This is a genomic window from Blastococcus sp. DSM 46786 (assembly GCF_900109665.1).
Taxonomy (GTDB): Bacteria; Actinomycetota; Actinomycetes; order Mycobacteriales; family Geodermatophilaceae; genus Blastococcus; species Blastococcus carthaginiensis.
Genome location: NZ_FOAO01000019.1, coordinates 76,692 through 100,916, shown reverse-complemented (window position 1 = coordinate 100,916; position 24,225 = coordinate 76,692). Strand labels below are relative to the sequence as shown.

Below are 24,225 nucleotides of genomic sequence, written 5' to 3'. Positions count from 1 at the left end.
CGGGCTGAACAACGTCTACGCCTACGGCCGCACCGACGCCAACGGCATCCCGCTGGTCAAGGCCCACACCGTGGGGCTGAACACCCTGGACAACACCGCCTTCCTCGTCCACGACCCCCAGGGCACCCCCATCGCCCTGCGCACTCCCGACGGCCAGGTTCACTACTACACCCAGGACGGCCTGGGCTCGGTCACCCACCTGACCAACCAGAACGGGGCCACCACCGGCACCTACAGCTACGACCCTTGGGGCGTCACCACTCCCGGGCAAAACGCCGCCGAGGTCACCCGCTTCAACCCCTACGGCTACGCCGGCGGCATCGACGACCCCAACAGCACCCTCGTCCACTTCGGGCAGCGCTGGTACGACCCGGCCACCGGCCGCTTCACCCAGCCCGACAGTCTCGAAACACTTGCCGACCCCACCCGCGCCAACCGCTACGAATACGCCGCCAGCAACCCCATCAACTACGTCGACCCGACGGGACTGTCCACATGTGACTTCTTTGACGACACATCGGCTCTACTGCTCGCGGGCTCTGCGGGTGCTTTTGGTATCGCCTATTATTTTCCACTTGTAGCGCCGACCGCGTTCGGGGTTGGGGTCGTAACCGGGATTCTGGGAGCCGGTGTAGCTGCGGGCGTTGAGCTGCTTTGTGACTGACATAGGAAAGGTGTATGCACTGTGAGACTCGTCGCAAATCTGGCAATCCTCGTTGGCATGGCTATTGCCGGAGGGCTGCACATAATCAGTAGGCGCAGAGAGGCGAATGTGTGGCTGAAACGCATTGCGGCGTTCGGCTTCGCCCTGGCCATCGCTGGTCTTGCGCTTAGCGTGTACGACGGATGACCTAGGGAGGCTGCTCATTCAACTTCCCCGAAGTGAGCCCACGATCCCGACCACGACAACAATCGTGGTCGGGATCGTGGACGCTACGACGTTCGAGTTCCATACTTTAGGGCACCTACGTCGACACCACGGGGCTTGACGCCGAGGATGAATGTTCGGAATCTGATTGCCTCGACGGGCGGTTTCAAGCGGCTGCTTAGCAACGGCATCCCGCTGGCCCACACCAAGGCTTCCCGTGGCTGCGGCGGTCGAGGGGCTGGTCGCGGCCACCGCCGTCGGGGCGCTGGTTCGCCTGATGTCAGCGCCCATCGCCGCCCTCGCCAACGTCATCGGCGCCATCCGGTCCGAACGCGCGCACTACCCCTACAGTGCCGTCTCGCTCGTTGGAGGGACGTCAATACGTCCTAACTCTCCGTAGCGTCCCCATCGCCGTGGGACATCCCCGTCCGCCTCGGCCCGGAGGTCGCTCGACGTACCGGCGCCCCGCACGCAGAAGGATCTATCGATGCCCCGCAGCCAACTGAACTCCGTCATCCGCTCGCGGCTGCAGCCAGCGCACCGACGGATCGCCGGACTCCTGCCCGCAGCGGCCCGGCGGCGGTACCTGTTCCTGGCCGGGCAGGGCCGTCTTCCCCGGCTCCACGATCCGCGGACGTTCTCCGAGAAAGTCAACTGGCGGATCCTGTGCGACCGCAGCCCCGACCTGGCGTGGACCTGCGACAAGCTGGCGATGAAAGAGCACGCCGCCAAGCTCCGCGACGAGGCCGGCATCGCCGTCCCCGAGACGCTGTGGGCGGGCGACGACCTGATCGCGGTGACCGGTCGGACCTTCGACCGGCCTTGGGTGCTGAAGCCCAACCACCGCAGCGGCCTCGTCCGCTTCGGGTCGGCCGACGCGACCGTGGACGCATCCACGCTGGCGGCGACGCGGGAGTGGCTGCGGGACGACCAGAGCGTGCTGCTCGGCGAGTGGGCCTACAGCCAGGCGCGGCGGCTGCTCCTCATCGAGGAGGACATCTCCGGGGGCGAGCCGCTGGACGACTACAAGCTCCTCGTCTTCCACGGTCGGGTCGCCGCCATCCAGGTGGACCGGGGAAGGTTCACCGGTGCGCACGCCCGCAATTACTACACGCCCCAGTGGGAGCCGATCTCGGTCCGGAAGACCGTGGCGAGCAGCGTGCCGACCGCGGCCCCGGAGAACCTGGCGGCCATGCTGCACGCGGCGGAGGTGCTCGGGCAGTCCTTCGACTTCATGCGGGTCGACCTGTACAGCACCGGGGACCGGCTCTGGTTCGGCGAGCTGACTCCCTATCCCGGCGGCGGCGTCACGCGCTTCCAGCCCCGCGAATTCGACGCATGGCTGGGGGATCAGTGGTCGCTGCCCGCGTCGCCGCGCCCCGTCTCCGTGCCGCGCAGCCGCCGCCGGGATGCCGCCACCGCAGTCGGCGTCGGGGTGCGGGCGGTGGTCCCCGGCCAGCGCACCGAGGACGGCGCTGGCGAGCCGGCCCCCGTGCCGACACTGCCCGCGAGCCCGCTCATGTGAGCCCCGGGCCGCGAGCTGGCACCAGCGTCGCCGAATCGATCAACGCATGCACCCGGGCCACCCCTCGCACGCGCCCGTACGCCGGGGCGTTCGTGACCGCCCGCGCCGGTGCCGCTCTGCCTGTGGCACCGTGCGCGGGCGGCTGGGCCAGATGCTCAGCGGCCGATGCCCCGCCCGCGCGCGGCGGTCACCACGAGGTCCACGACGGTCTCCACCGGGAACGCGGTCGCGTCCACGACCAGGTGGTACAGGCGGGGATCGGCCGGGTCGCGGCGGTAGAAGTGCCGGACGTAGGCCTCGCGCGCCCGGTCGTTGGCCGCCAGCTCCCGGGCCACCTCCTCGCGCGGGCGCCACGACCGGGCCACCGCCGCGGCCAGCCGCCGCTCCCGCGGCCCGTCCAGCCGGACGTGCAGCGCGTCGGCGCGATCGGCCAGCACGATCATCGCGGCCCGGCCGAGCACCACGCCGCCGTCCCCGGCCGCGAACTCGGCGAGGATCCGCTCGGTCTGCTCCCGGTAGGCCCGGGTGTCGGGCAGCGGCGCCCCCGGCACCACGCCGCCCACCGGGTCGGGCATGGTGCCCAGCGAGGCCACCAGCCGCCACAGCCCGCGCACCACCGTCTCGTCGTTGGCCTCGGCCTCCTCGACCGGCACCCCCAGCCGCCCGGCGACCTGGGCGGGGATCGCCCGGTCGTGGAAGGGCAGCCCCAGCCGCGCGGCGACCGCCGGCGCCACCTCCGCCCCCGCCGCGCCGTAAGGGGCCGAGATCGTCACGACGCCCACGTCGGCTCCTCCTCGTGCACCGGCAGCTCCTTGCCCAGGAAGACGGCCTCCGGCGAGCAGGCGTAGACCCCGTAACCGGGTACGGGCGCGTAGCCCAGCTCCCGGTACAGCGCCACCGCCTCGGGCTGCCGCTGGCCGGTGTTGAGCACCACGGACCGGTGACCCGCTCGCGCGGCCGAAGCCTCCAGCCCCGCCATCAGCACCTGCGCCAGCCCCCGCCGGCGCAACTCCGGCGCGACGTAGACGCGCTTGATCTCCGCGCCGCCCGGCGGGTAGGCCCGCCACGCGCCGCAGCCGACCGGCACGCCGTCCACCTCCGCGACGAGGAACAGCCCGGTCGGCGGCCGGAACTCCCCCGGGTCGACGACGGCCTCGTCACGGCCGCCGTACCGCGCCACGTACTCCTGCTGCACCCGCTCGACCAGCAGCTGCGCCAGGGGGTCCTCGTAGGGCAGCGGGCGCAGCCCGACCACCGCCCCGTCCCGCAGCACCCGCTCAGCCGAAGTGCACATGCCCCGCCCTCTCCGCGCCCACGGCCGCCAGCGCGTCGGCGGCGGTCACCCCGTCCACCCGCACGTCCGGTCCACGCTTCCCCGGCCGGACCAGCCCGATCGGCGTCCACCCCTCGGGCAGCGCCACCTTCCGCGGGAAGGTGGCCAGCAGTGCGTGGTCCTCCCCGCCGGTGAGCACCCACGCCATCGGGTCCACCCCGAGCGCCGAACCCACCTGCTGCAGCGGGCCGACCGGCTCGAGGCACGCCCGCACCAGCGCAGCGCGGTCCAGGTCCAGCACGATCCCGCTGGCCTCCGCGATGTGCCCGGCGTCGGCCAGCAGCCCGTCGCTCACGTCGCACATCGCGGTCGCGCCGGCGTCGGCCGCCACCTGCCCCGCCGCGTACGGCGGCGTGGGGCGCCGGTGCGCCGCCACCACGGCCAGCGGGCTGCTGAAGCCGCGGCGCAGCACCGCCAGCCCGGCCGCCGACCACCCCAGCCGGCCGGCCAGCGCGACGACGTCACCGGGCCGCGCGCCCGACCGCAGCACCGGCGCCCGGCCGCCCAGATCGCCCAGGGCGGTCACCGAGAGGACGACGGCGGTGCTGCCGGGGGCGGCGGCCACCGTGTCCCCTCCGACGACGGCGGCCCCCTGCGGTGCGCACTCCTCGGCCAGCCCGGTGGCGACGCCCTCCAGCCAGCTGGTGGGCGTCTCCGGCGGGCAGGCCAGACCCACCACGAGCGCCGTCGTCCGGGCACCCATCGCCGCGACGTCGGCCAGGTTGGCCGCGGCCGCCTTGTGCCCGATGTCCTCGGCCGAGGACCAGTCCCGCCGGAAGTGCCGGCCCTCGACGAGCACGTCGGTGGTGGCGACCACCCGCCGGTCGGGCGTGCGCACCACGGCCGCGTCGTCGCCGGGCCCCACCTCGGCGGCCGCCGCGGTGCCCGACCGGGCCAGCACCCGGGCGATGACGCCGAACTCCCCGACGACCCGCACGGTGTCGGCCGGATCGCCGCGCGGGACCAGGGGGCGGGGTCGGCTCATCGATGCACTCCAGTCGCTGCGGTAGGTTGCCGACGAGTCCGCCAGCCGGCGGGGACGACGTCTCGGCATTGTTGCCGGAGGAAGGATCTCCCGTGGTCCACGCCTACATCCTCATCCAGACCGAAGTCGGCAAGGCCGCCCAGGTCGCCGCGACGATCACCGAGATCAGCGGCGTCACGAAGGCGGAGGACGTCACCGGTCCGTACGACGTCATCGTGCGCGCCGAGGCCGACACCGTCGACGAGCTGGGCCGCCTCGTGGTCGCCCGGGTGCAGTCGGTCGACGGCATCACCCGGACGCTGACCTGCCCGGTCGTCAACATCTGAGCGCTCGTCCCGTGGACCCGCTCCGCCGGGCCGCGATCCTGATCACGGCGGTCACCCTCCCGGTGGTGATCGCGCTCGTCGTGCTGGTCAACGTGCGCGGCGAGGAGCCCGCGCCGGAGCCCGAGGGCCCGGCCACCGTCGACGGGGTCACGCCGGTCCGCCCCGAGGACCTGCCGACGCTCGAGCTCGACAGCCCGGAGCTCGGCCCCGAGGCCGAGGAGTCCTGCACCGCGCTGATGGGCAACCTCCCCCTGGAGCTGGCCGGGGAGCCGTCCCGCCGCGTGCAGTCCGAGACCCCGTTCGTCTACGCCTGGGGCGAGCCGCCCGTGGTGCTGACCTGCGGCGTCGACCGGCCCGCCGGCTGGACCGTCTCCGCCTCGGCCATCCAGATCAACGGCGTGCAGTGGCACGTCGACACCAGCGATCCGGAGGCGACGGTGTGGACGGCGGTGGACCGCCCCGTCTACGTCGAGGTGCGGCTGCCTCCCGGCGTCGACAGCGCCCCGGTGACGGCGCTGACCGTCCCGCTGGCCGAGGCGCTCCCCTACCAGGAGCCCGCGCCCGGCCCCTGAGCGCCTGCGCGTGCTCACGCCGGCGGCAGCAGCGCCAGCTGCTCGTCGAGGACGGCGCCGACCTCCCGCACCGCGTCGGGGACCGACCCGGCCACGGCGGTCACCGACACGCTGAACACGCCGTGCCAGCACCACGCGAACGCCGCCGGGTCGGTCAGCCCGGCCTCCGGCACGGGGGTGTCCACGGTGAGCAACCGGCAGTTCGCGGGCAGCTCGGGCGGGTCCACGCTGAGCACACCGCCGTAGAGGTCGGCGTCGTTGCGCGCCAGGGCCTCCGCGTAGGCGCCGGCGCCGGCCCGCTGCTCGAACTGGTCGACGAAGACCCCGGTCATGGGGCCGGACTCCCGCCCCCAGAAGCGCTCCCACCCGTACCGGTAGCCGTAGTCGGCAAGGACCGCCAGCTCGCGTTCCGGGTCCGGCGCGTAGGCGGCGACGTCCTCCAGCCGCTTCTCGCCGGCCGGCGGCTCCAGCTCGTCGTCGGGCAGCCGTGGCAGTCCCGAGGGCACCTCCTCGACGACGAGCGCCTCCAGCTCCGCCGGTGCGGAGGGCCGGTCCGAGGGCGGCGCGGCGGTGGGGACGCCGTCGACCGCGCGCCCGCAGGCAGCGAGCAGCCAGACGGCCAGGAGGAGACCCGGGGCGATCCGGTACCCGGTGGCGGCTCCGCCACGGCCCGGCCGCCCGGCCGTCACCGGCCCGGCCGTGCGCCGCCGGCGAGCGCCCCGCTCACGAGGCGGTCCACCAGCTCGCCGAAGTCGACCCCCGTGGCGCCCCACATGCGGGCGAACATCGAGATCGGCGTGAACCCGGGCATGGTGTTGACCTCGTTGATCACCAGGCGGTCCGCGCCGTCGGGGCCGGTGCCGAGGAAGAAGTCGACCCGGGCCAGCCCGCGGCAGTCCAGCGCCAGGTAGGCACGGCGCGCGGTGTCCTGCACGGCGGCGAGCTGCTCGGCGGTGAGGTCGGCCGGGATGTCGAACTCCGCGGCGTCGTCGAGGTACTTCGCGGCGAAGTCGTACCAGTCCACGCCCGGCCGCAGCCGGATCTCGGCGGGCAGGCTCGCCTCGGGCAGCCCCGAGCCACGCGCGGCGAGGATGCCGCACTCGATCTCCCGGCCGGGGACGGCGGCCTCCACGACCACCTTCGGGTCGACCGCCGCGGCCGCCGCGACGGCCGCCGGGAACTGCGCCCAGTCGGTGACCTTGCTGATGCCGATGCTCGAGCCGGCGCGGGCGGGCTTCACGAAGACCGGCAGGCCCAGGCGCTCGCGCTCGGCGTCGCCGAGGAGGGCGGCGTCCGCGCACACCGCGCCGTGCTCGTCGCGCAGGATGACGTGGTCGCCCTGCGGCAGGCCCGCCGCGGCGAGGAGCTTCTTGGTGAACTCCTTGTCCATGGAGGCGGCGCTGGCGAACACCCCGGAGCCCACGTAGGGCAGTCCGGTCATCTCCAGCAGGCCCTGTACGGTGCCGTCCTCGCCGAAGGCCCCGTGCAGGACGGGGAAGACCACGTCGACCTCGGTGAGCGCCCGCCCGACCGCGGCGCCGGGCTCGAGGACGGCGAGGCCGCGGGCCTCGGGGTCGCCGACGAGGGAGACCGCCGTGCCGCCGGTGACCTCGGGCAGCGCGCCGTCGGTCAGCGCCAGCCGCTGGCCGGGGTCGGGCAGCACCCAGCGCCCGTCCTTGGCGATGCCCACCGGGACCACCTCGTAGCGCTCGGGGTCCAGCGCGGCCATCACGCTCCCGGCCGAGATGCAGGAGATGGCGTGCTCCTCGCTGCGCCCGCCGAAGACGACCGCCACCCGCACCCTGCCCCGCTGTCCGCTCATCGACGCGACCCTAACCGAGGGCCTGCCGCCGCCCCCGCCGCGACGTCGGTGCACGCGCCGGTCCGCCGGGCCGGGCGCGGTGTGGCAGCCTCGTCGCCGTGCCCGACGACCCAGCTCACCAGACCGCACCCGGGGCCGCGCGCACCACCGACGGGCCCGAGCACTCCCGAGGACTGCGCCTGGCCGGCACGGCGGTGCACCTGTACACCGCCAGCGGCTCGGTGCTCGGCCTGCTCATCGTCCTGGCGGCCTTCGACGGCGCCGTCGAGACCGCCCTGTGGCTCATCCTCGCGACGCTGTTCATCGACGGCACCGACGGGATGCTGGCCCGGCGGTTCCGGGTCAAGGAGACGATCCCCTGGTTCGACGGCGCCCGCATGGACGACATCGTCGACTACCTGACCTACGTCTTCGCCCCGATCGTGCTGCTCTGGACGACCGACCGGCTGCCCGGTGGCGCGCTCGGCTGGGTGCTCGCCGCGCTGCCGCTGCTCGCCTCCTGCTACCAGTTCTGCCGGGTGGACGCGAAGACCGAGGACCACTACTTCCTCGGCTTCCCGAGCTACTGGAACGTGGTGGCCTTCTACGCGATCGTCCTGGACGTCGGCACCGCCGGCGTCGGCATCGCGCTGGCCGTCCTGACCGTGCTGGTGTTCGTACCGGTCAAGTACGTCTACCCGTCGCGCACCAAGCTGCTGCGGGGCGTGAACCTGGGGCTGGCGGCGGTCTGGCTCGTCGCCTTCGCCGTGCTGATCGTCCAGTACCCCGACCCGCACCCGGTGGTCGTCGCGGTGAGCCTGGTGTACCTGGCCTACTACTTCGGCGTGAGCATCTGGCTCACGGTGGCCGGCACCCGCCGCCGGTCCGCGTCAGCCGAGCGCGTCGAGCGCGCGGGATAGGTCGGCGACCAGGTCCGCGGTGTCCTCGATGCCGCAGGACAGCCGCACGAAGCCCTCCGGGACGGCGTCCCCGCCCCACTGGGCCCGCCGGTCGATCGTGCTGTGCACGCCGCCGAAGCTGGTCGCCGCCGCCCACAGCCGGCTGGCCCCCAGCAGCCGGGAGACGGCGGCCTCGTCGGGCAGCTCGGCGGAGACGACGCCGTTGGGGCGCAGCATCTGGCGGGCAGCCAGCCCGAACGAGGGGTCGCCGGCGCGCCACGGCCACCGCAGGTTCGTGACGGCGGGGTGGCCGGCGAGCACCTCGGCGACCGCCGCCGCGTTCGCCGCCTGCCGGGCCAGTCGGAGATCGAGCGTGCTCATGGAGCGGTGCCCCAGCCACGCCTCGAACGGTCCCGGTGTGCTGCCGGTGCGGTCCCGGAAGCCCTTCACCCGGGCGTGGAGCTCGTCGTCGGTCATCGACACGTGCCCGAGCAGCAGGTCGCTGTGCCCCGTCAGTGCCTTGGTGTCGCTGCCCACGGTGAGGTCGGCCCCGAGGGCGAGCGGCCGCTGGCCCAGCGGGGTCGCGGTGGTGTTGTCGACGGCCACGAGGGCGCCGGCCGCGTGCGCGGCCCCGGCCACCGCCGCGATGTCGCAGACGTCCAGCTGCGGGTTGCTCGGCGTCTCCAGCAGGACCATGCGCGCCCCGGCCAGCCCGCCGCCGGCGGCCACCCGCTCGATCTCCGGCGTCGGCACGTACTGCACGTCGATCCCGAAGCGGGCCAGCTCCTCGGCGGCCAGCAGCCGGGTCGTGTAGTAGCCGTCCGAGGGCAGGACGACGCGGTCACCGGTCCGGACGAAGGCCAGGACGGCGGCGGTGAGCGCGGCCATCCCGGTGGCGAAGGACAGGCAGCGCCCGCCGTCGAGCTCGCCGACAGCGTCCTCGAACGCCCGCAGCGTGGGCTGCTCGGTGCGCGCGTAGGCATCGGCGCCACCGGCCCGCGGCGGCTGGTCGGCGAGGTGGAACGGCGCGGCGAACACCGGCGAGGGACGCAGCGGCGCGCCCGGCACCGCCGGGTCCTCCCCCGCACGCACCGACCGCGTCCCGTCCCCGTACTCGCTCACTCCGGCTTCGCCTCCCGCGACATGATCTCCCGCACCATCTGCGCCGGCGCCTCGCCCTCGTGGCACACCCGGACGACGGCCTCGGTGATGGGCACGTCGATGCCGTGCGCCCGCGCGAGGTCGAGCACCGAGCGGCAGCTCTTCACGCCCTCCGCAGTCTGCCGGGTGCTCTGCTGGACCTGCTCCAGGGTCATGCCGCGGCCGAGCTTCTCGCCGAAGGTGCGGTTGCGCGACAGCGGCGAGCTGCAGGTGGCCACCAGGTCGCCCAGACCGGCCAGCCCCGCGAAGGTCGTCAGCTCGGCGCCCAGCACGAGGCCCAGCCTGGCTGTCTCGGCCAGCCCGCGGGTGATCAGCGACGCGCGGGTGTTGTCGCCGAAGCCGAGCCCTTCCGCGATCCCGGCGGCCAGCGCGATGACGTTCTTCACCGCTCCGCCCAGCTCGCAGCCGACGACGTCCGGGTTGGTGTAGGGCCGGAAGTAGCGGGTGTGGCACGCCGCCTGCAGCACCGCGGCGCGGTCGGGGTCGGAGCACGCGATGACGGTGGCGGCCGGCTGCTCCTCGGCGATCTCCCGGGCGAGGTTGGGGCCCGACAGCGCAGCCACCTGCCCCGTCCCGGAGCCGGTGACCTCGCAGATGACCTCGCTCATGCGCTTGGTGCTGCCGAGCTCGATGCCCTTCATGAGCGACAGCAGCGTGGCGTCCGGCGGCAGCAGCTCGCGCCACTCCGTCAGGTTGCCGCGCAGCGTCTGCGACGGGACCGCCAGCACGACCACCTCGGCGTCGTCCAGCGCGTCGGCCGGGTCCACCGTCGCCCGCAGCCTGTCGGGCAGGCGCACGCCCGGGAGGTAGTCGGGGTTCTCGCGCCGGTCGCTGATGGCCTGCACCAGCTCGGGCCGGCGCGCGTGCAGCCGGACGTCGCAGCCGGCGTCGGCGAGCACCTTGGCGAACGTGGTGCCCCAGGAACCGGCGCCCAGCACCGCCGCCCGTGTCACGCGGCGCTCCCCGCGACGCCGTCGGGGCGCGGGCGGCCCGGTCCGGGGTGGACGGCGGCCGGGGCGGGCTCGCCCCGCAGCTCGGCGAGCTGGTGGCGCACCCGGGTCATCATCAGGTCGGTCGTCTCCCGCAGCAGAGGGGTGTCCAGCGGCCGGCCGGCCCGGACCTCGGCCCGCAGGGCCGAGAGGTCGATCGGCTCGCCGACCAGGTGGTCGGCGGGCACGCGGAGCCGCAGGTGCAGCTTCTTGGTGTGGTAGTCGTGCACCCGCTGCGGGCCCCACTGGGCCACCGGGACGACGACGGCGTCGCTGGTGAGCGCCAGGTGCGCCGCACCCGTGCGGGCCTTCATGGGCCACCACGCCGGGTCCCGCGTCACCGACCCCTCGGGGTAGATCACCACGATGCCGCCGGCCTGCAGGTCGGCCCGCGCCGCGTCGAGGGAACCCCGGGCGGCCGACGAGTACCGGGCCACCGGGATCTGCCCCGCGGCCCGCAGGATCGTCCCGGCCAGCCCCTTGAAGACCGCCTCCTTGGCCAGGAAGTGCGGGATGCGCCCGCGGTCGAACACGAGGCGGGCGCAGGCCAGCGGGTCGAGCACCGACACGTGGTTGACCACGAGCAGGACCGGTCCACGCACGGGGATGCGCTCGAGGTGGCGGTAGCGGAGCCGGAACAGCAGGGACGCCACCGGGTAGATCACCAGGATGCACAGCCAGAGGGCGAACGGGATGCGCCCCCGGGTGCGCCACCTGCCCTCCGGCCGGGCGCCCGGTCCCCCGTCGGCGCCCGCACCGCGCGGGGACGTCTCCTCCGTCACCGACCCGCCTCCCTCTGCCTCGAGCCAGCCCATGATCGACCCGTCCCGCCGGACCCGGACCACCGGGTCCGGTCCGACGGGGTCGCGCGCCACCGGGTGCTGACATTGTGGGGCCGTGTCCAGGTGGTCGGTCGTCGTCCCGGCGAAGCGCCTCGTCGCGGCCAAGACCCGGCTGCGCCCGCTCACCGCCGGCCCCGGCGGCGACCACCGCGCCCTGGTCCTCGCCCTGCTCGCCGACACGGTCGCCGCGGCGCTGGCCTGCGATCGGGTGGGGTCGGTCGTCGTCGTCACCGACGAACCGGCGTCCGCGGAGCTGGCGGGCGACCTCGGTGCCACCGCCGTCGCCGACGAGCCCGACCGCGGCCTCAACCCCGCGCTGGAGCACGGTGCGCGGCGCAGCGGGAACACGCACGTGGCCGCCCTCTCCTCCGACCTGCCCGCCCTGCGACCCCAGGAGCTGGCCGCGGCGCTGGCGGCCGCGGAGGCGGCTCCCCGCTGCTTCGTGGCCGACGCCCAGGGAACGGGGACCACGCTGCTGACCGCCGCCGGCGTGCCGCTGCACCCGCGGTTCGGGCGCGGTTCGGCGCACGCCCACGAGATCGAGGGAGCGGTGCGGCTGACCGGCGCGTGGCCCGGGCTGCGGCGCGACGTCGACGTCCCCGCCGACCTGCGGGCGGTTCTCGGGCTCGGGGCCGGTCCGTGCACGACCGGGCTGGTGCGGGCTTCGCCGCTGCTCGCGAGCCGGATCGGTACGGCACGATGAGGGAGTGGCCCCAGAGAGCGATCCCCGGACCGACGCCCTGCCCGCCGACCGCTACCTGAACCGGGAACTGTCCTGGCTGGACTTCAACGCCCGCGTGCTCGAGCTGGCCGAGGACGACTCGCTGCCGCTGCTGGAGCGGGTCAAGTTCCTGGCCATCTTCGCCAGCAACCTGGACGAGTTCTACATGGTGCGCATCGCCGGCCTGAAGCGCCGGCAGAGCACCGGGCTCACCATCCGCTCGCCCGACGGGCTGACCATCCGGGAGCAGCTGGAGCTGGTCACCGCGCGCACCCAGGAGCTGGTGCAGCGCCACTCCGACGTCTTCAACGAGGACGTGCTGCCCCGGCTGGAGCGGTCGGGCATCCGGATCGTGCACTGGGAGGACCTCGCCGACGAGGACACGCGCCGGCTGCGGGACTACTTCCGCGACCAGGTGTTCCCCGTGCTCACCCCGCTCGCGGTCGACCCCGCGCACCCGTTCCCCTACATCAGCGGGCTGTCGCTGAACCTGGCGGTGTCGGTGCGCGACCCCGACACGGGCGCCCCGCGGTTCGCCCGCCTCAAGGTGCCCAACAACGTGCCGCGGTTCGTCGCGGTCGAGGCGGCCGACTCCACCGCCACCTTCCTGCCGCTCGAGGACCTCATCGCCGCCCACCTCGCCCAGCTGTTCCCGGGCCTGGAGGTGATCGACCACCACTTCTTCCGGGTCACGCGGAACGCCGACATGGAGGTGGAGGAGGACCGCGACGAGGACCTGCTGCAGGCCCTGGAGCGCGAGCTGGCCCGGCGCCGCTTCGGCCCCGCCGTCCGCCTCGAGGTGGCCGAGCCGATGGACCCGCGGATCCTCGAGGTGCTCATCTCCGAGCTGGAGGTCTTCCCCGACGACGTCGTCCACGTGCCCGGGCTGCTGGACCTGGCCTCGCTCACGGCGCTCTACGACCTCGACCGTCCGGAGCTGAAGGACGACCCGTTCGTACCGGCGACGCACCCGCGCCTGTCCGAGGGCGAGACGCCCAAGAGCGTGTTCGCCACCCTCCGCGAGGGCGACGTGCTGGTGCACCACCCGTACCACTCGTTCGCGACGAGCGTGCAGCGGTTCATCGAGCAGGCGGCGGCCGACCCGCACGTGCTCGCCATCAAGCAGACGCTCTACCGCACCTCCGGCGACTCCCCGATCGTGAACGCGCTGATCGAGGCGGCCGAGGCCGGCAAGCAGGTGGTGGTGCTCGTCGAGATCAAGGCCCGCTTCGACGAGGAGGCCAACATCAGCTGGGCCCGCTCGCTGGAGCGCGCCGGCTGCCACGTGGTCTACGGGCTGGTCGGGCTCAAGACGCACTGCAAGACCGCCCTGGTCGTGCGCCGCGAGCAGGGCGTCATCCGCCGGTACTGCCACATCGGCACGGGCAACTACAACCCCAAGACCGCCCGCATCTACGAGGACCTGGGCATCCTGACCGCCGACCCGCGGGTGGGCGCGGACCTCACCGACCTGTTCAACGTGCTCACCGGCTACTCGCGGCAGACCAACTACCGCACGCTCATGGTGGCGCCGCACGGCATCCGCAACGGGCTGATCGAGAAGATCCGCCGCGAGGCGCGGCACGCCGCCGAGGGCCGCCCGTCGGGCATCCGCATCAAGGCCAACTCGATCGTCGACGAACGGATCATCGACGCCCTCTACGAGGCCTCGCGCGGCGGCGTCCCGGTGGAGCTGTTCGTCCGCGGCATCTGCGCGCTGCGGCCCGGGGTGCCCGGCGTCTCGGAGACCATCCGGGTGCGCTCGATCGTCGGGCGCTTCCTCGAGCACTCCCGGGTCATGTCGTTCCACAACAGCGGCGACCCCGAGTGGTGGATCGGCAGCTCCGACCTCATGCACCGCAACCTGGACCGCCGCGTGGAGGTGCTGCTGCGGGTCTGCGACGAGGCGGCCCGCATCCAGCTCGAGGAGGCGCTGGAGCCCGCGATGGCCCCCGGGGTCCGCTGCTGGGAGCTGCGCAGCGACGGCAGCTGGGAGCGGCTGGAGGGGCGGGACCACCAGGCGGCGCTGATGCGGAGGGTCCATGAGCTCGCCGGCTGAACGCCGCACCGTCGTCGCCGCGGGCGGCGTCGTCTGGCGGCCGGCCGACGGCGACGGGATCGAGGTCGCCGTCGTCCACCGCGCCCGCTACGACGACTGGTCGCTGCCCAAGGGCAAGCTGGACGCCGGCGAGCACCCCCTCCAGGCGGCCTGCCGCGAGGTGGTCGAGGAGACGGGCCTGGAGGTCGTCGCCGGGCGCCGCTGCCCCACGACGCGCTACGTCGTCGACGGGGCGCCCAAGCGCGTCGACTACTGGGCGATGCGCTGCGTGGGCGGCAGCTTCGTGGCCAACGACGAGGTCGACGAGCTGCGCTGGCTCCCCCCCGAGGAGGCCGCCGCGCAGGTGACCCACGACCACGACCGGCTGGTGGTCACCGACGCCGCCCGCACCGACGTCCCCCGCGAGGTCGCCGTGCTGCTGGTGCGCCACGGCCGCGCGGGGAGCAAGCAGGAGTTCGACGGCCCCGACGAACTGCGGCCGCTGGACGCCAAGGGCGGGCGGCAGGCGCAGCGGCTGGCCGGGGCGCTGCCGTACTTCCACCCGGGCGCGGTGACCTCGGCCCCGCCGCTGCGGTGCCGCTCGACGGTGGAGCCCCTCGCGGAGCGCGTGGGCCTGGCCGTGCACGACCGGCCGGAGTTCGGCGAGGAGTGCTTCGCGGACGACCCGAAGGCGACGCTGGCCGCCCTCGAGCAGGTGCTCGGGCACCGGGGGAACGGGGTCACCGTGCTGTGCAGCCAGGGCGGGGTCATCCCGTCGCTGCTGCAGGCGCTCGGCGTGCACGGGCACGGCGTCCCCGGCCTGCCGCCGCCGGCCGCCAAGGGCAGCGTGTGGGCCCTGGGCGGCCGGCGGGGGGCGCTGGTGGCCGACTACTACCGGGACTTCGAGCCCGACCCGGACGCGCCCGAGTGAGCATAGGAAGCTTTTCCTGCGGTTCGGGGCCCGGATCCGCAGGTAGAGCTTCCTATGCCCAGGGGCAGCTAGGCCGGGATCGCGGGGAGCGCCTTCGGCAGCCAGGCGGGGCGGCGGGCCTCGTAGGCCTCGACGTCGGCGAGGTGCCGCTCGGTGAGGCCGACGTCGTCGAGCCCCTCCAGCAGCCGCCAGCGGGTGTAGTCGTCGGCGTCGAACGGCACCGTCGTGCTCTGACCGCCCCCCGGGGAGTAGGTGATCTGCTTGGCCTGCAGGTCGACGGTCACCTGCGTGGTGGGGTCGGCTTCGGCGGCGGCCCAGAGCGCCTCCACCTCGGCCTGGGGCAGGACGACGGTGAGCAGCCCGGCCTTGGTCGAGTTGTTCTTGAAGATGTCGGCGAACCGCGAGCTGATGACCACGCGGAAGCCGCCGTCCAGCAGCGCCCAGACGGCGTGCTCGCGGGACGAACCGGTGCCGAAGTCGGGCCCGGCGACCAGGATCGAGGCATCCGCGAACTCCGGCTTGTTGAGCACGAAGTCCGGCTCGTTCGTGCGCCAGGCGACGAAGAGGCCGTCCTCGAACCCGGTGCGGGTGATCCGCTTGAGGTACTCGGCCGGGATGATCTGGTCGGTGTCGACGGCGCTGCGGCGCAGCGGCGCGACGGTGCCGGTGTGCGTGGTGAAGGCGTCCATGGCGTCAGGCTCCGATCAGGTCGGCGGGGGCGGTGAGGCGGCCGGTGAGTGCGGTGGCGGCGGCCACCGAGGGCGACACCAGGTGGGTGCGCCCGCCCTTGCCCTGGCGGCCCTGGAAGTTGCGGTTGCTGGTCGACGCCGACCGCTCGCCGGGCTTGAGCTGGTCGGGGTTCATGCCCAGGCACATGGAGCACCCGGCGCCGCGCCACTCGGCGCCGGCGTCGACGAACACCTTGTCCAGGCCCTCGGCCTCGGCCTGGCTCTTGACGCCCACCGAGCCGGGGACGACGAGCATCCGGGTGCCCGGGTCGATCTTCCTGCCCCGGAGCAGGTCCGCGGCGACCCGCAGGTCCTCGATCCGGCCGTTGGTGCAGGAGCCGAGGAAGACGGTGTCGACCTCGATCTCGGTCAGCGGGGTGCCGGGGGTCAGGCCCATGTAGGCCAGCGCCTGCTCGGCGGCACGGCGCTCACCCTCGTCGGCCATCTCGGCGGGGTCGGGCACCCGCTCGCTGATGGGCAGCCCCTGTCCCGGGTTGGTGCCCCAGGTGACGAACGGCGTCAGGGACGAGGCGTCCAGCACGACCTCGGCGTCGAAGACCGCGCCCTCGTCGGTGCGCAGCGTCGACCAGTACTCGACCGCGGCATCCCAGTCGGCGCCCTGCGGGGCGTGCGGCCGGCCCTGCAGGAAGTCGAAGGCGGTCTGGTCGGGGGCGATCAGACCGGCCTTGGCGCCGGCCTCGATCGACATGTTGCAGATGGTCATCCGGGACTCCATCGACAGCGCCTCGATGGCGCTGCCGCGGTACTCGATGACGTGGCCGGCGGCACCGTTGGTGCCGATCTGCGCGATGACGGCCAGGATGATGTCCTTCGCCGAGACGCCGGGGGCCAGCTCGCCGTCCACGGTGACCGACATCTGCCTGGGGCGGTACTGCGGCAGCGTCTGGGTGGCGAGCACGTGCTCGACCTCGCTGGTGCCGATGCCGAAGGCCAGGGCCCCGAACGCGCCGTGTGTGGAGGTGTGGCTGTCGCCGCACACGATGGTCATGCCGGGCTGGGTGAGCCCCAGCTGCGGGCCGATGACGTGCACGATGCCCTGGTCGCGGTCACCCATGGGGGCCAGGCGGATGCCGAACTCGGCGGCGTTCCGGCGCAGTGCGTCGACCTGCGCCCGGCTGACCGGGTCGGCGATCGGCGACAGGATGTCCAGCGTGGGGACGTTGTGGTCCTCGGTGGCCATCGTGAGATCGGGGCGGCGCACCGTGCGCCCGGCCGCCCGGAGGCCGTCGAAGGCCTGCGGGCTCGTGACCTCGTGCACGAGGTGCAGGTCGATGTAGAGCAGGTCGGGCTCCCCCGACGTGCTGCGCACGACGTGGGCGTCGTAGACCTTCTCGGCCAGGGTCTTCGGCACGGGCTCGTCCCCTTCGGGTGACTGGTCGATCCCGAGTTGACTGTCTCACTCTTCGGGATGCGAGTATTGCTGTGTGGGACAGCCTAACCCGGTCGCGGTTCTGGACAAAGCGGTGTCGATCCTGCACGCCGTCGCGCACGAGCCGGCAACCCTCGCCGAGCTCGTCGCGCGCACCGGCCTGCCCCGGGCGACGGCCCACCGGCTGGCCGTCGCGCTCGAGGGGCACCGCCTCGTCCGGCGCACCGACAGCGGCAGCTGGGCGCCGGGGCCGGCGCTCGCCGAGCTGGGGCGGGGCACCGCCGACATCGGCGAGATCGCCGCGCGCCACCTGGTCACGCTGCGCGACGCGACCGGCGAGAGCGCGCAGTTCTACGTGCGCGACGGCGCCACCCGCGTGTGCGTCTCCGCGGCGGAGCGCACCAGCGGCCTGCGGGACACCGTCCCGGTCGGCGCCCGACTGCCGATGACGGCGGGGTCGGCGGCGCACGCCCTGCTGGCGTTCATGCCCGCCGACGAGGTGACCCGCCTGCTGCCGTCGGCGAGCTTCACGGCGCGCACGCTGCTCGACGTCCGGCGGCGCGGCTGGGCGCACAGCGTGGCCGAGCGCGAGGCCGGCGTCGCCTCGCTGTCGGCACCGGTCCGCGACGCCACCGGCACGGTGCTCGGCGCGGTGTCCATCTCCGGCCCGGTGGAGCGGCTCGGCCGCCGGCCGAGCCCCGAGGTCGTCGGCGCCGTGCTCGACGCCGCGGCGGCCATCTCCCGCGCGGCCCGGTAGACCTCCGGGGAACCCCGGCCCGCTCGCCCACCGGGCGGTGCGCTCAGCGCAGCCGCCGGGCCCCGGCGGACGGGACGGCGACGAAGGAGCGGGGGGCGGGGGCGCCCTCGCGGGCGAACCGGTCGGCGACGGCGGCGGTGACGGCGTCGACGGCGTCGGCCTCGACGAGCGCGATCGCGCTGCCGCCGAAGCCGCCGCCCACCATCCGCGCGCCGTGGGCGCCGGCGGCCACGGCGGCCTCCACGCAGGCGTCCAGCAGCGGCACCGAGACCTCGAAGTCGTCGCGCAGCGACGCGTGGCCCTCGGTGAGCAGCGGGCCGATCGACCGGGGGACGGCGCCCGAGCGCAGCGCCCCGACCACCTGCAGCACCCGGGCGTCCTCGGTGACCACGTGCCGCGCCCGCCGGTGCAGCCGCCCGCCCTCGGGAGTGCCGTCGGCGAGGGCGTCGAGCGCGGCGACGTCGGGCACCTCGCGCAGCAGGTCGACCCCCAGCCGGGCGGCCGCCTCCTCGCACTCGCGGCGCCGGTCGCCGTAGCCGGAGGCGGCGTGGTGGTGCGTCGTGCCGCTGTCGAGCACGAGCAGCGCCAGACCGGCGGCGGCCAGGTCGAAGGGCACCTGCTCGCTGCTGCGGTCGCGGGTGTCGAGGAACAGCGCGTGCCCTTCCGTGCAGAGCACCGACGCCGACTGGTCGAGGATCCCGGTCGGGGCGCCGGCGAAGTCGTTCTCGGCGCGCCGCGCGACGTCCACCAGGTCGCCGGGGCCGAGGTCGAGGTCCAGCAGGTCGCGCAGGGCCAGGGCGACGGCGCACTCCAGCGCGGCCGACGAGGACAGCCCGGCCCCGGCCGGCACGTCGCCGTCCACCAGGACGCTCAGCCCACCCGGTGCCGAGCCGGCCACCTGGTGCACGACCCCGGCCGCGTAGCCGGCCCAGCCCGAGGGGGTGCCCGGCTCCAGGTCGGCGACGGCGACGTCGGCGTCGTCGTCGGGGTGCTGCAGCGAGCGCAGGACCAGCCGGCCGTCGTCCCGCCGGCTGACGGCGGCGCGCGTCGTGTGCGGCAGCGCGATGGGCAGCACGTGGCCGCCGTTGTAGTCGGTGTGCTCACCGATGACGTTGACCCGCCCCGGCGCCACCCAGACCCCCTCGGGGAGCCCGCCGAACCGCTCGGCGAAGGCCTCGGCGGCACGGTTACCGGCCCGCTCCGCCGTCACCAGGTCACGGCCCGCAGCTGCTCGGCGACGTCCTCGGGATCGGTGTCGGTGATGAAGGCCCCCATGCCCGACTCGGAGCCGGCCAGGTACTTCAGCTTGCCCGGCGCCCGGCGCAGCGAGAACAGCTGCAGGTGCAACCACCACTCCTCGCGGCCCTCGTGCACGGGCGCCTGGTTCCAGGAGGCGATGTAGGGCATCGGGGTGTCGAAGCGGTGCGCGAAGCGGCCGAGGAGGTCCAGGTACACCTCGGCGAGGGCGTCCCGCTCGGCGTCGTCGAGCGCGGGGAGGTCGGGCACCTGGCGGGTGGGGAACAGCTGCACCTCGTAGGGCCAGCGCGCGGCCGCCGGCACGAACGCCGTCCAGTGCTCGTCGGCGGCGACCACCCGGGGGCCGCTCCGCTCGGCCGCGAGCACGTCGGCGAAGAGCCCGCGTCCGGTGGCGGCCCGGTGCCGCCGTGCCGAGGTGAGCACCCGCTCCACCCGGGGCGGCACGAACGGATAGGCGTAGACCTGGCCGTGGGGGTGGTCGAGGGTCACCCCGATCTCCTCGCCGTGGTTCTCGAAGCAGAAGACGTGCTCGACGCCCTCGAGCGCCGAGAGCTCGGCGGTGCGTTCGGCCCACACGTCGACGACCAGCCGCGTCCGGTCCCGGTCGAGCTGGGCGAAGTCGCGGTCGTGCTCGCTGGTGAAGCAGACGACCTCGCAGCGGCCCAGCCCGGGCCGCCGCTCCGCGAGCGGGTTGCCGGGCGCCGCGGTCGGCACGTCCCGGTCGACGTCGGTGGCCAGCGACGCGAACCGGTTCTCGAGGACGACCACCTGGTAGTCGCTCTCGGGCACCTCGGTCGGCCGGCCGGGCCGGGAGGGGCACAGCGGGCACTGGTCGGCCGGGGGCAGGAAGGTCCGCGTCTGCCGGTGCGCGGCGACGACGACCCACTCGCCGAGCAGCGGGTCGAACCGCCGCTGCGAGCGGGTGGCGACGGCGGGCAGGTCGCGGCCGTCCACGGCGTCGCGGGCCACGGCTCGTGCGTCGAAGTAGAGGATCTCCCGGCCGTCGGCCAGGGCACGCCTCGTCCGGAACACCGTGCGCCCGCCTCCCCACCGTTTCACGGGCCTGAATGGCGGACAGACGGTAAGCCCGCCCGTGATCACGCTGCCACCTGGAACGCGAGAGCCCCCGCGGACGAGCTCCGGGAACGGCGAGAGCCCCCGACCAGCGGTCGGGGGCTCTCGGTCGCGTAGCCCCGAAGGGATTCGAACCCTCGCTACCGCCGTGAGAGGGCGGCGTCCTGGGCCGCTAGACGACGGGGCCGTGCGGGAGACATCTTGCCATGCCCGCTCCCGGGTCCCGCACCGGGGCCCGGGAACGGCGAGAGCCCCCGACCAGTGGTCGGGGGCTCTCGGTCGCGTAGCCCCGAAGGGATTCGAACCCTCGCTACCGCCGTGAGAGGGCGGCGTCCTGGGCCGCTAGACGACGGGGCCGTGCTGGGTGGTGCAAGAGGAACCAGGCTTCCTCGCTGGGGTACCAGGACTCGAACCTAGACTAACGGAACCAGAAACCGTCGGGCTGCCAATTACCCCATACCCCATGGGTGGCACCTCGCGGCGCCGGGAAGAACTGTACCCGACGTCCCAGGGGCGGGACGCACCACCCCCCGGCCGGCGGGTCAGCGCGCCGGCACGGGTGCCGCTCCCGGCGGGACGCGCAGGTCCAGGGCGGGGGTGCGCAGCTCCGGCCGCGCCCGGCGCCGCCACCGGCCGACGAGCAGGACGAAGCCGCCGAAGCCGGCCGCGGTGAGCGCCAGCGACACGGGCACGAGCCCGGCGGGCACCACGTTCGTGGCCACCGCGTCCCCCAGCAGTGCGACCAGCAGGAACAGCACCACGTTGTTGACCGCGTGCATCACCACGGCCGCCTCGATGCCACCGGTCAGCCACACCACCCCGGAGGCGGCGAGGGCGAAGAGGAAGCGGTCGAGGAAGGTGGCGAGGTCCGGCGGCAGGTGCGCGAGGGAGAAGATCGCGCCGGTCACCACCGCGGCCACCACCGCGCCGGCACGCGGGGCGCGGATCCAGCCGGCGATCGCCTGGCTCAGGTAGCCGCGGAACAGGTACTCCTCCGCCGCCGACTGCAGCGGCGTGGTGAGCAGGACGACGGCCAGCAGCCAGCCCCACGAGCGGATCGGCCCGGTGACCTCCACCTCCCCCGCGGTGACGCCCACGAGCACCGACAGCCCGATGACGACGCCGATCGACAGCAGCGCCAGCACGGTCAGCCGGGGCAGCAGCCGCCACCGGAACCGGGCGAGCACCGACGACGACCAGCCCGGCCGCATGCCGTGCGCCACCGCCCAGGCCAGCCACACGACCGGGATGCCCACGACCAGCGTCGCGTTGGTGACCAGCAGCGTGCCGGGGTCGGTGAGCTCGACCAGCGCGAGGTCGGGGCTGATCCCGGTGAGGATGCCGAGGACGCCGAGCAGCGCACCGGCCACGAGGAAGACCACCCCCAGCAGGAGCAGCCCCAGCACGGGCCGCCACCAGGCCCAGTCGCGGGCGCGCATGGCGTGCAGGAACGACGTCGGCTCGTCGTGCGGCGGTGTGCCCGGCGGCAGCGCCCACCCGGCCGGCGGCGCCGGTGGGAACGGCGCCGGTGCGTAGGGCCCCGGTGGGAACGGCGCCGGCGCGTAGGGCCAGGGCGCCGGCGCGTAGGGCCCCGGTGCCTGCGGCCACGGCGGCACCGGGAAGCGTCCCGGCGCCGGCCGCAGCGTGGGCGGCGGTCCGGCGTAGGGCTCCTCGACCGGACCCCCGCCGGCCGCCGGGTGGCTCATCCCGCCGACGCCACCGTGCGGGCCGCGGCCAGCCGGGCGAGCGTCCGCTCCCGGCCCAGCAGCTCCATCGACTCGTACAGCGGCGGGGACACCGTGCGCCCGCTGACGGCGACGCGGACCGGCCCGAACGCCTGGCGCGGCTTGCGGCCCAGCCCCTCGACGAGCGCCTCCTTCAGCGCCTGCTCGATGGCCGGCGTGGTCCACTCCGGCAGCTCGCCCAGCGCCGCCGTCGCCGCGTCCAGCACCTCGACGGCGCCGTCGCCGGCCAGCTGCTTCTCGGCGGCGACCGGGTCGATCTCCACCTCGTCGACGAACAGGAAGCCCAGCAGCCCGACGGCCTCGGAGAGCACCACCATGCGCTCCTGCGCCAGCGGCGCGATCGCCCGCAGCACCGCGTCCTGCTCGGCGGTGGGCGGCTCGCCGACGAGCCCGGCGGCGGCCAGGTGCGGCACCACCCGGGCGGTGAACTCCTCGACCGGCAGCGCCCGCAGGTGGGTGGCGTTGATCGCCTCGGCCTTCTTCAGGTCGAAGCGGGCCGGGTTGGCGCTCACCCGCGTGACGTCGAACGCCTCGACCAGCTCCGCCGTCGAGAAGATGTCGCGGTCCTCGGCGATCGACCAGCCCAGCAGCGCGAGGTAGTTCACCAGCCCCTCGGGCACGAAGCCGCGCTCGCGGTAGACGTCGAGGTTCGACGTGGGGTCGCGCTTGGACAGCTTCTTGGTGCCCTCGCCCGTCACCAGGGGCAGGTGGCCGAAGCGCGGGGTGGCCTGTGCCACGCCGATGTCGGTGAGCGCCGCGTACAGCGCCAGCTGCCGCGGGGTCGAGGGCAGCAGGTCCTCGCCGCGGAGCACGTCGGTGATGCCCATGAGGGCGTCGTCGACCGGGTTCACGAAGGGGTACAGCGGAGCGCCGTTGCCGCGCACCAGCACGAAATCCGGCACCGCGCCGGCGGCGAAACGCACCTCGCCGCGCACCAGGTCGGCCCAGGTGAGGTCCTCGTCGGGCATGCGCAGCCGCAGCACCGGCTGGCGGCCCTCGTCCCGGAAGGCCGCCTTCTGCGCGTCGGTGAGGAACCGGTCGTGGTTGTCGTAGCCGAGCTTGGGATCCTGGCCGGCCGCCCGCCGCCGGGCGTCGACCTCCTCGTTGGTCGAGAAGGACTCGTAGGCGTGCCCGGACTCGAGCAGCTTCGCGGCCACCTCCCGGTACACCTCCGACCGCTCCGACTGCCGGTACGGGCCGTTCGGGCCGCCGACCTCGGGGCCCTCGTCCCAGTCCAGGCCCAGCCAGCGCAGGCTGTCCAGCAGGTGCCGGTAGGACTCCTCCGAGTCGCGGGCGGCGTCGGTGTCCTCGATGCGGAAGACGAAGGTGCCGCCGTGGTGGCGGGCGTGCGCCCAGTTGAACAGGGCGGTGCGGATCAGCCCGACGTGGACCAGCCCGGTCGGCGACGGGCAGAAGCGGGTGCGGACGGTCACCGGGCGCCACCGGCGGTCGAGACGGCGTCGGCCGCCGTCACCGTGTTGGTCAGCGTGCCCAGCCCCTGCACCGAGCAGGAGACGGTCTGGCCGGGGCGGATCGGGCCGACGCCCGACGGGGTGCCGGTGAGCACGACGTCGCCGGGCAGCAGGGTCATCACCTGCGAGATGTAGGAGATCAGCGTGGGGATGCCGAAGAGCAGTTGGCTGGTGCGGCCGGTCTGGCGGCGCTCGCCGTCGACGTCGCAGGTGACCTCCAGGTCGGCCGGGTCCAGGCCGATGCCGGTCAGGTCGGTCTCGATCCACGGCCCGAGGGGGCAGAAGGAGTCGAAGCCCTTGGCGCGGGTCCACTGCCCGTCGCTCTTCTGCATGTCCCGCTCGGTGACGTCGTTGGCGATGGTCCAGCCGAAGACGCTGCCCAGCGCCTGCTCTGGGGTGACGTTGCGGGCCCCGCGGGCGCCGATCACCACGGCGAGCTCCACCTCGTGGTGCACGTTGGTGCTGCCCGGCGGGATGCGGATCGCGTCACCGGGGCCGATGACCGATGTCGAGGGCTTGAGGAACAGCAGCGGCTCCCCCGGCGCGTCACCGGTGCCCATCTCCTTCACGTGCTCGGCGTAGTTCTTGCCGACGCACACCACCTTGCTCGGCAGGATCGGCGAGAGCAGCCGGATGTCGGCCTGGGCGAACCGGGCGCCGGTGAAGGAGACCTGGCCGAAGGGGTGGCCCTCGATCTGGGCCACCTGGCCGTCTCCGTCGAGGACGCCGAAGGACATGCCCTGAGGACTGGCGAAACGGACGATGCGCACGAGCCGAGGTTAGTCGCGCCGTTTCCTGCCTACCGTGCACC

24 protein-coding genes and 3 tRNA genes are annotated in these 24,225 nt (G+C 74.2%); 9 read left to right on the top strand and 18 right to left on the bottom strand.

The window, feature by feature from the left end:
- The coding region (locus BMW62_RS17115) for an RHS repeat-associated core domain-containing protein (protein WP_139206299.1) at positions 1-664 on the top strand (664 nt) is incomplete at its 5' end.
- A gap of 691 nt (positions 665-1,355) precedes the next feature.
- A complete protein-coding gene (locus BMW62_RS17110) occupies positions 1,356-2,393 on the top strand; it encodes an ATP-grasp fold amidoligase family protein (protein WP_091933332.1) in 1,038 nt (345 codons plus the stop codon).
- Positions 2,394-2,548: 155 nt separating this feature from the next.
- On the opposite strand, the gene BMW62_RS17105 is transcribed toward BMW62_RS17110, so the two are convergent.
- Genes BMW62_RS17105 through BMW62_RS17095 form a run of 3 tightly spaced genes read right to left on the bottom strand, consistent with a single transcriptional unit; the run spans position 2,549 to position 4,711 of the window.
- Positions 2,549-3,175, bottom strand: coding sequence for a cytidylate kinase-like family protein (locus BMW62_RS17105; protein WP_091933329.1), 627 nt, complete (start codon positions 3,173-3,175; stop codon positions 2,549-2,551).
- Positions 3,163-3,687 (bottom strand): GNAT family N-acetyltransferase, encoded by a 525-nt coding sequence (locus BMW62_RS17100; RefSeq protein ID WP_091933326.1) that lies wholly within the window; start codon positions 3,685-3,687, stop codon positions 3,163-3,165. The genes BMW62_RS17105 and BMW62_RS17100 overlap by 13 nt, the downstream gene beginning before the upstream one ends.
- On the bottom strand, positions 3,671-4,711 hold the full coding sequence (locus tag BMW62_RS17095) for a thiamine-phosphate kinase (RefSeq protein ID WP_091933323.1): 1,041 nt from the start codon (positions 4,709-4,711) through the stop codon (positions 3,671-3,673). Before BMW62_RS17095 ends, BMW62_RS17100 begins: the two co-directional genes overlap by 17 nt.
- Before the next feature lie 92 nt (positions 4,712-4,803).
- Between BMW62_RS17095 and BMW62_RS17090 the strand changes: the two genes are divergently transcribed.
- Together BMW62_RS17090 and BMW62_RS17085 are read left to right on the top strand one after the other, a co-directional pair.
- Positions 4,804-5,037: an Lrp/AsnC ligand binding domain-containing protein gene (locus BMW62_RS17090; RefSeq protein ID WP_091933320.1), complete on the top strand. Its 234-nt coding sequence runs from the start codon at positions 4,804-4,806 to the stop codon at positions 5,035-5,037.
- A gap of 11 nt (positions 5,038-5,048) precedes the next feature.
- A complete protein-coding gene (locus BMW62_RS17085; protein ID WP_091933317.1) occupies positions 5,049-5,609 on the top strand; it encodes a DUF3515 domain-containing protein in 561 nt (186 codons plus the stop codon).
- 14 nt (positions 5,610-5,623) lie between these two features.
- Here BMW62_RS17085 and BMW62_RS17080 read toward each other — a convergent pair whose 3' ends face one another.
- The gene (locus BMW62_RS17080) at positions 5,624-6,298 is read right to left on the bottom strand and encodes a hypothetical protein (RefSeq protein ID WP_091933315.1); all 675 of its coding nucleotides are present in this window, start codon (positions 6,296-6,298) and stop codon (positions 5,624-5,626) included.
- Positions 6,295-7,431: a D-alanine--D-alanine ligase family protein gene (locus BMW62_RS17075; RefSeq protein ID WP_091933312.1), complete on the bottom strand. Its 1,137-nt coding sequence runs from the start codon at positions 7,429-7,431 to the stop codon at positions 6,295-6,297. Before BMW62_RS17075 ends, BMW62_RS17080 begins: the two co-directional genes overlap by 4 nt.
- Before the next feature lie 98 nt (positions 7,432-7,529).
- On the opposite strand from BMW62_RS17075, the gene BMW62_RS17070 reads away from it, so the two are divergent.
- Positions 7,530-8,330, top strand: coding sequence for a CDP-alcohol phosphatidyltransferase family protein (locus BMW62_RS17070; protein ID WP_244524110.1), 801 nt, complete (start codon positions 7,530-7,532; stop codon positions 8,328-8,330).
- On the opposite strand, the gene BMW62_RS17065 is transcribed toward BMW62_RS17070, so the two are convergent.
- The 3 genes from BMW62_RS17065 to BMW62_RS17055 are packed head-to-tail and all read right to left on the bottom strand — an operon-like array spanning position 8,301 to position 11,241.
- The gene (locus BMW62_RS17065; RefSeq protein WP_091933309.1) at positions 8,301-9,431 is read right to left on the bottom strand and encodes a cystathionine gamma-lyase; all 1,131 of its coding nucleotides are present in this window, start codon (positions 9,429-9,431) and stop codon (positions 8,301-8,303) included. The genes BMW62_RS17070 and BMW62_RS17065 overlap by 30 nt on opposite strands.
- Positions 9,428-10,423: an NAD(P)H-dependent glycerol-3-phosphate dehydrogenase gene (locus BMW62_RS17060; protein ID WP_091933306.1), complete on the bottom strand. Its 996-nt coding sequence runs from the start codon at positions 10,421-10,423 to the stop codon at positions 9,428-9,430. The genes BMW62_RS17065 and BMW62_RS17060 overlap by 4 nt, the downstream gene beginning before the upstream one ends.
- Positions 10,420-11,241 carry a lysophospholipid acyltransferase family protein gene (locus BMW62_RS17055; protein ID WP_244524109.1) on the bottom strand — a complete coding sequence of 274 codons (822 nt, stop codon included), beginning with the start codon at positions 11,239-11,241 and terminating at the stop codon, positions 10,420-10,422. The genes BMW62_RS17060 and BMW62_RS17055 overlap by 4 nt, the downstream gene beginning before the upstream one ends.
- Before the next feature lie 115 nt (positions 11,242-11,356).
- On the opposite strand from BMW62_RS17055, the gene cofC reads away from it, so the two are divergent.
- From cofC to BMW62_RS17040, 3 genes are read left to right on the top strand one after another with little or no spacing between them, the layout of a single operon-like run.
- Positions 11,357-12,004, top strand: coding sequence for a 2-phospho-L-lactate guanylyltransferase (cofC, locus tag BMW62_RS17050; RefSeq protein ID WP_091933303.1), 648 nt, complete (start codon positions 11,357-11,359; stop codon positions 12,002-12,004).
- A 4-nt stretch (positions 12,005-12,008) separates the two neighbouring features.
- Positions 12,009-14,081, top strand: a complete 2,073-nt coding sequence (locus tag BMW62_RS17045; RefSeq protein WP_091933300.1) for an RNA degradosome polyphosphate kinase — start codon at positions 12,009-12,011, stop codon at positions 14,079-14,081.
- On the top strand, positions 14,065-14,991 hold the full coding sequence (locus BMW62_RS17040; RefSeq protein WP_091933297.1) for an NUDIX hydrolase: 927 nt from the start codon (positions 14,065-14,067) through the stop codon (positions 14,989-14,991). Before BMW62_RS17045 ends, BMW62_RS17040 begins: the two co-directional genes overlap by 17 nt.
- 68 nt (positions 14,992-15,059) lie before the next feature.
- Here BMW62_RS17040 and leuD read toward each other — a convergent pair whose 3' ends face one another.
- Both leuD and leuC read right to left on the bottom strand, forming a co-directional pair.
- Positions 15,060-15,680, bottom strand: coding sequence for a 3-isopropylmalate dehydratase small subunit (gene leuD, locus BMW62_RS17035; RefSeq protein WP_091933294.1), 621 nt, complete (start codon positions 15,678-15,680; stop codon positions 15,060-15,062).
- Between the two features lie 4 nt (positions 15,681-15,684).
- Positions 15,685-17,091, bottom strand: a complete 1,407-nt coding sequence (gene leuC / locus BMW62_RS17030; RefSeq protein ID WP_091933291.1) for a 3-isopropylmalate dehydratase large subunit — start codon at positions 17,089-17,091, stop codon at positions 15,685-15,687.
- Between the two features lie 73 nt (positions 17,092-17,164).
- Here leuC and BMW62_RS17025 point away from each other — a divergent pair, with 73 nt between their 5' ends.
- The gene (locus BMW62_RS17025) at positions 17,165-17,866 is read left to right on the top strand and encodes an IclR family transcriptional regulator domain-containing protein (protein ID WP_091933288.1); all 702 of its coding nucleotides are present in this window, start codon (positions 17,165-17,167) and stop codon (positions 17,864-17,866) included.
- A 43-nt stretch (positions 17,867-17,909) separates the two neighbouring features.
- On the opposite strand, the gene galK is transcribed toward BMW62_RS17025, so the two are convergent.
- From galK to BMW62_RS16985, 8 genes are all read right to left on the bottom strand, one after another.
- The gene (gene galK, locus BMW62_RS17020) at positions 17,910-19,076 is read right to left on the bottom strand and encodes a galactokinase (RefSeq protein ID WP_091933283.1); all 1,167 of its coding nucleotides are present in this window, start codon (positions 19,074-19,076) and stop codon (positions 17,910-17,912) included.
- A complete protein-coding gene (gene galT / locus BMW62_RS17015) occupies positions 19,073-20,155 on the bottom strand; it encodes a galactose-1-phosphate uridylyltransferase (protein WP_091933280.1) in 1,083 nt (360 codons plus the stop codon). Before galT ends, galK begins: the two co-directional genes overlap by 4 nt.
- A 156-nt stretch (positions 20,156-20,311) precedes the next feature.
- Positions 20,312-20,384, bottom strand: a tRNA-Glu gene (locus tag BMW62_RS17010).
- A 97-nt stretch (positions 20,385-20,481) separates the two neighbouring features.
- Positions 20,482-20,554: transfer RNA gene (locus BMW62_RS17005), tRNA-Glu, on the bottom strand.
- A gap of 35 nt (positions 20,555-20,589) precedes the next feature.
- Positions 20,590-20,661 (bottom strand) — tRNA-Gln (locus tag BMW62_RS17000).
- 78 nt (positions 20,662-20,739) lie between these two features.
- The gene (locus tag BMW62_RS16995; protein ID WP_091933277.1) at positions 20,740-21,903 is read right to left on the bottom strand and encodes a CPBP family intramembrane glutamic endopeptidase; all 1,164 of its coding nucleotides are present in this window, start codon (positions 21,901-21,903) and stop codon (positions 20,740-20,742) included.
- Positions 21,900-23,375 carry a glutamate--tRNA ligase gene (gene gltX, locus BMW62_RS16990; RefSeq protein ID WP_091933274.1) on the bottom strand — a complete coding sequence of 492 codons (1,476 nt, stop codon included), beginning with the start codon at positions 23,373-23,375 and terminating at the stop codon, positions 21,900-21,902. The genes BMW62_RS16995 and gltX overlap by 4 nt, the downstream gene beginning before the upstream one ends.
- Positions 23,372-24,184, bottom strand: a complete 813-nt coding sequence (locus BMW62_RS16985; RefSeq protein WP_091933270.1) for a fumarylacetoacetate hydrolase family protein — start codon at positions 24,182-24,184, stop codon at positions 23,372-23,374. The genes gltX and BMW62_RS16985 overlap by 4 nt, the downstream gene beginning before the upstream one ends.
- Between the last annotated feature and the right edge of the window lie 41 nt (positions 24,185-24,225).

Bases quoted from the DNA above. Each gene is read 5' to 3' on its own strand.
- BMW62_RS17110 (WP_091933332.1), top strand. From the start codon at position 1,356: ATGCCCCGCAGCCAACTGAACTCCGTCATCCGCTCGCGGCTGCAGCCA.
- BMW62_RS17100 (WP_091933326.1), bottom strand. From the start codon at position 3,687: ATGTGCACTTCGGCTGAGCGGGTGCTGCGGGACGGGGCGGTGGTCGGG.
- BMW62_RS17095 (WP_091933323.1), bottom strand. From the start codon at position 4,711: ATGAGCCGACCCCGCCCCCTGGTCCCGCGCGGCGATCCGGCCGACACC.
- BMW62_RS17075 (WP_091933312.1), bottom strand. From the start codon at position 7,431: ATGAGCGGACAGCGGGGCAGGGTGCGGGTGGCGGTCGTCTTCGGCGGG.
- BMW62_RS17040 (WP_091933297.1), top strand. From the start codon at position 14,065: ATGAGCTCGCCGGCTGAACGCCGCACCGTCGTCGCCGCGGGCGGCGTC.
- leuD (WP_091933294.1), bottom strand. From the start codon at position 15,680: ATGGACGCCTTCACCACGCACACCGGCACCGTCGCGCCGCTGCGCCGC.
- BMW62_RS16995 (WP_091933277.1), bottom strand. From the start codon at position 21,903: ATGAGCCACCCGGCGGCCGGCGGGGGTCCGGTCGAGGAGCCCTACGCC.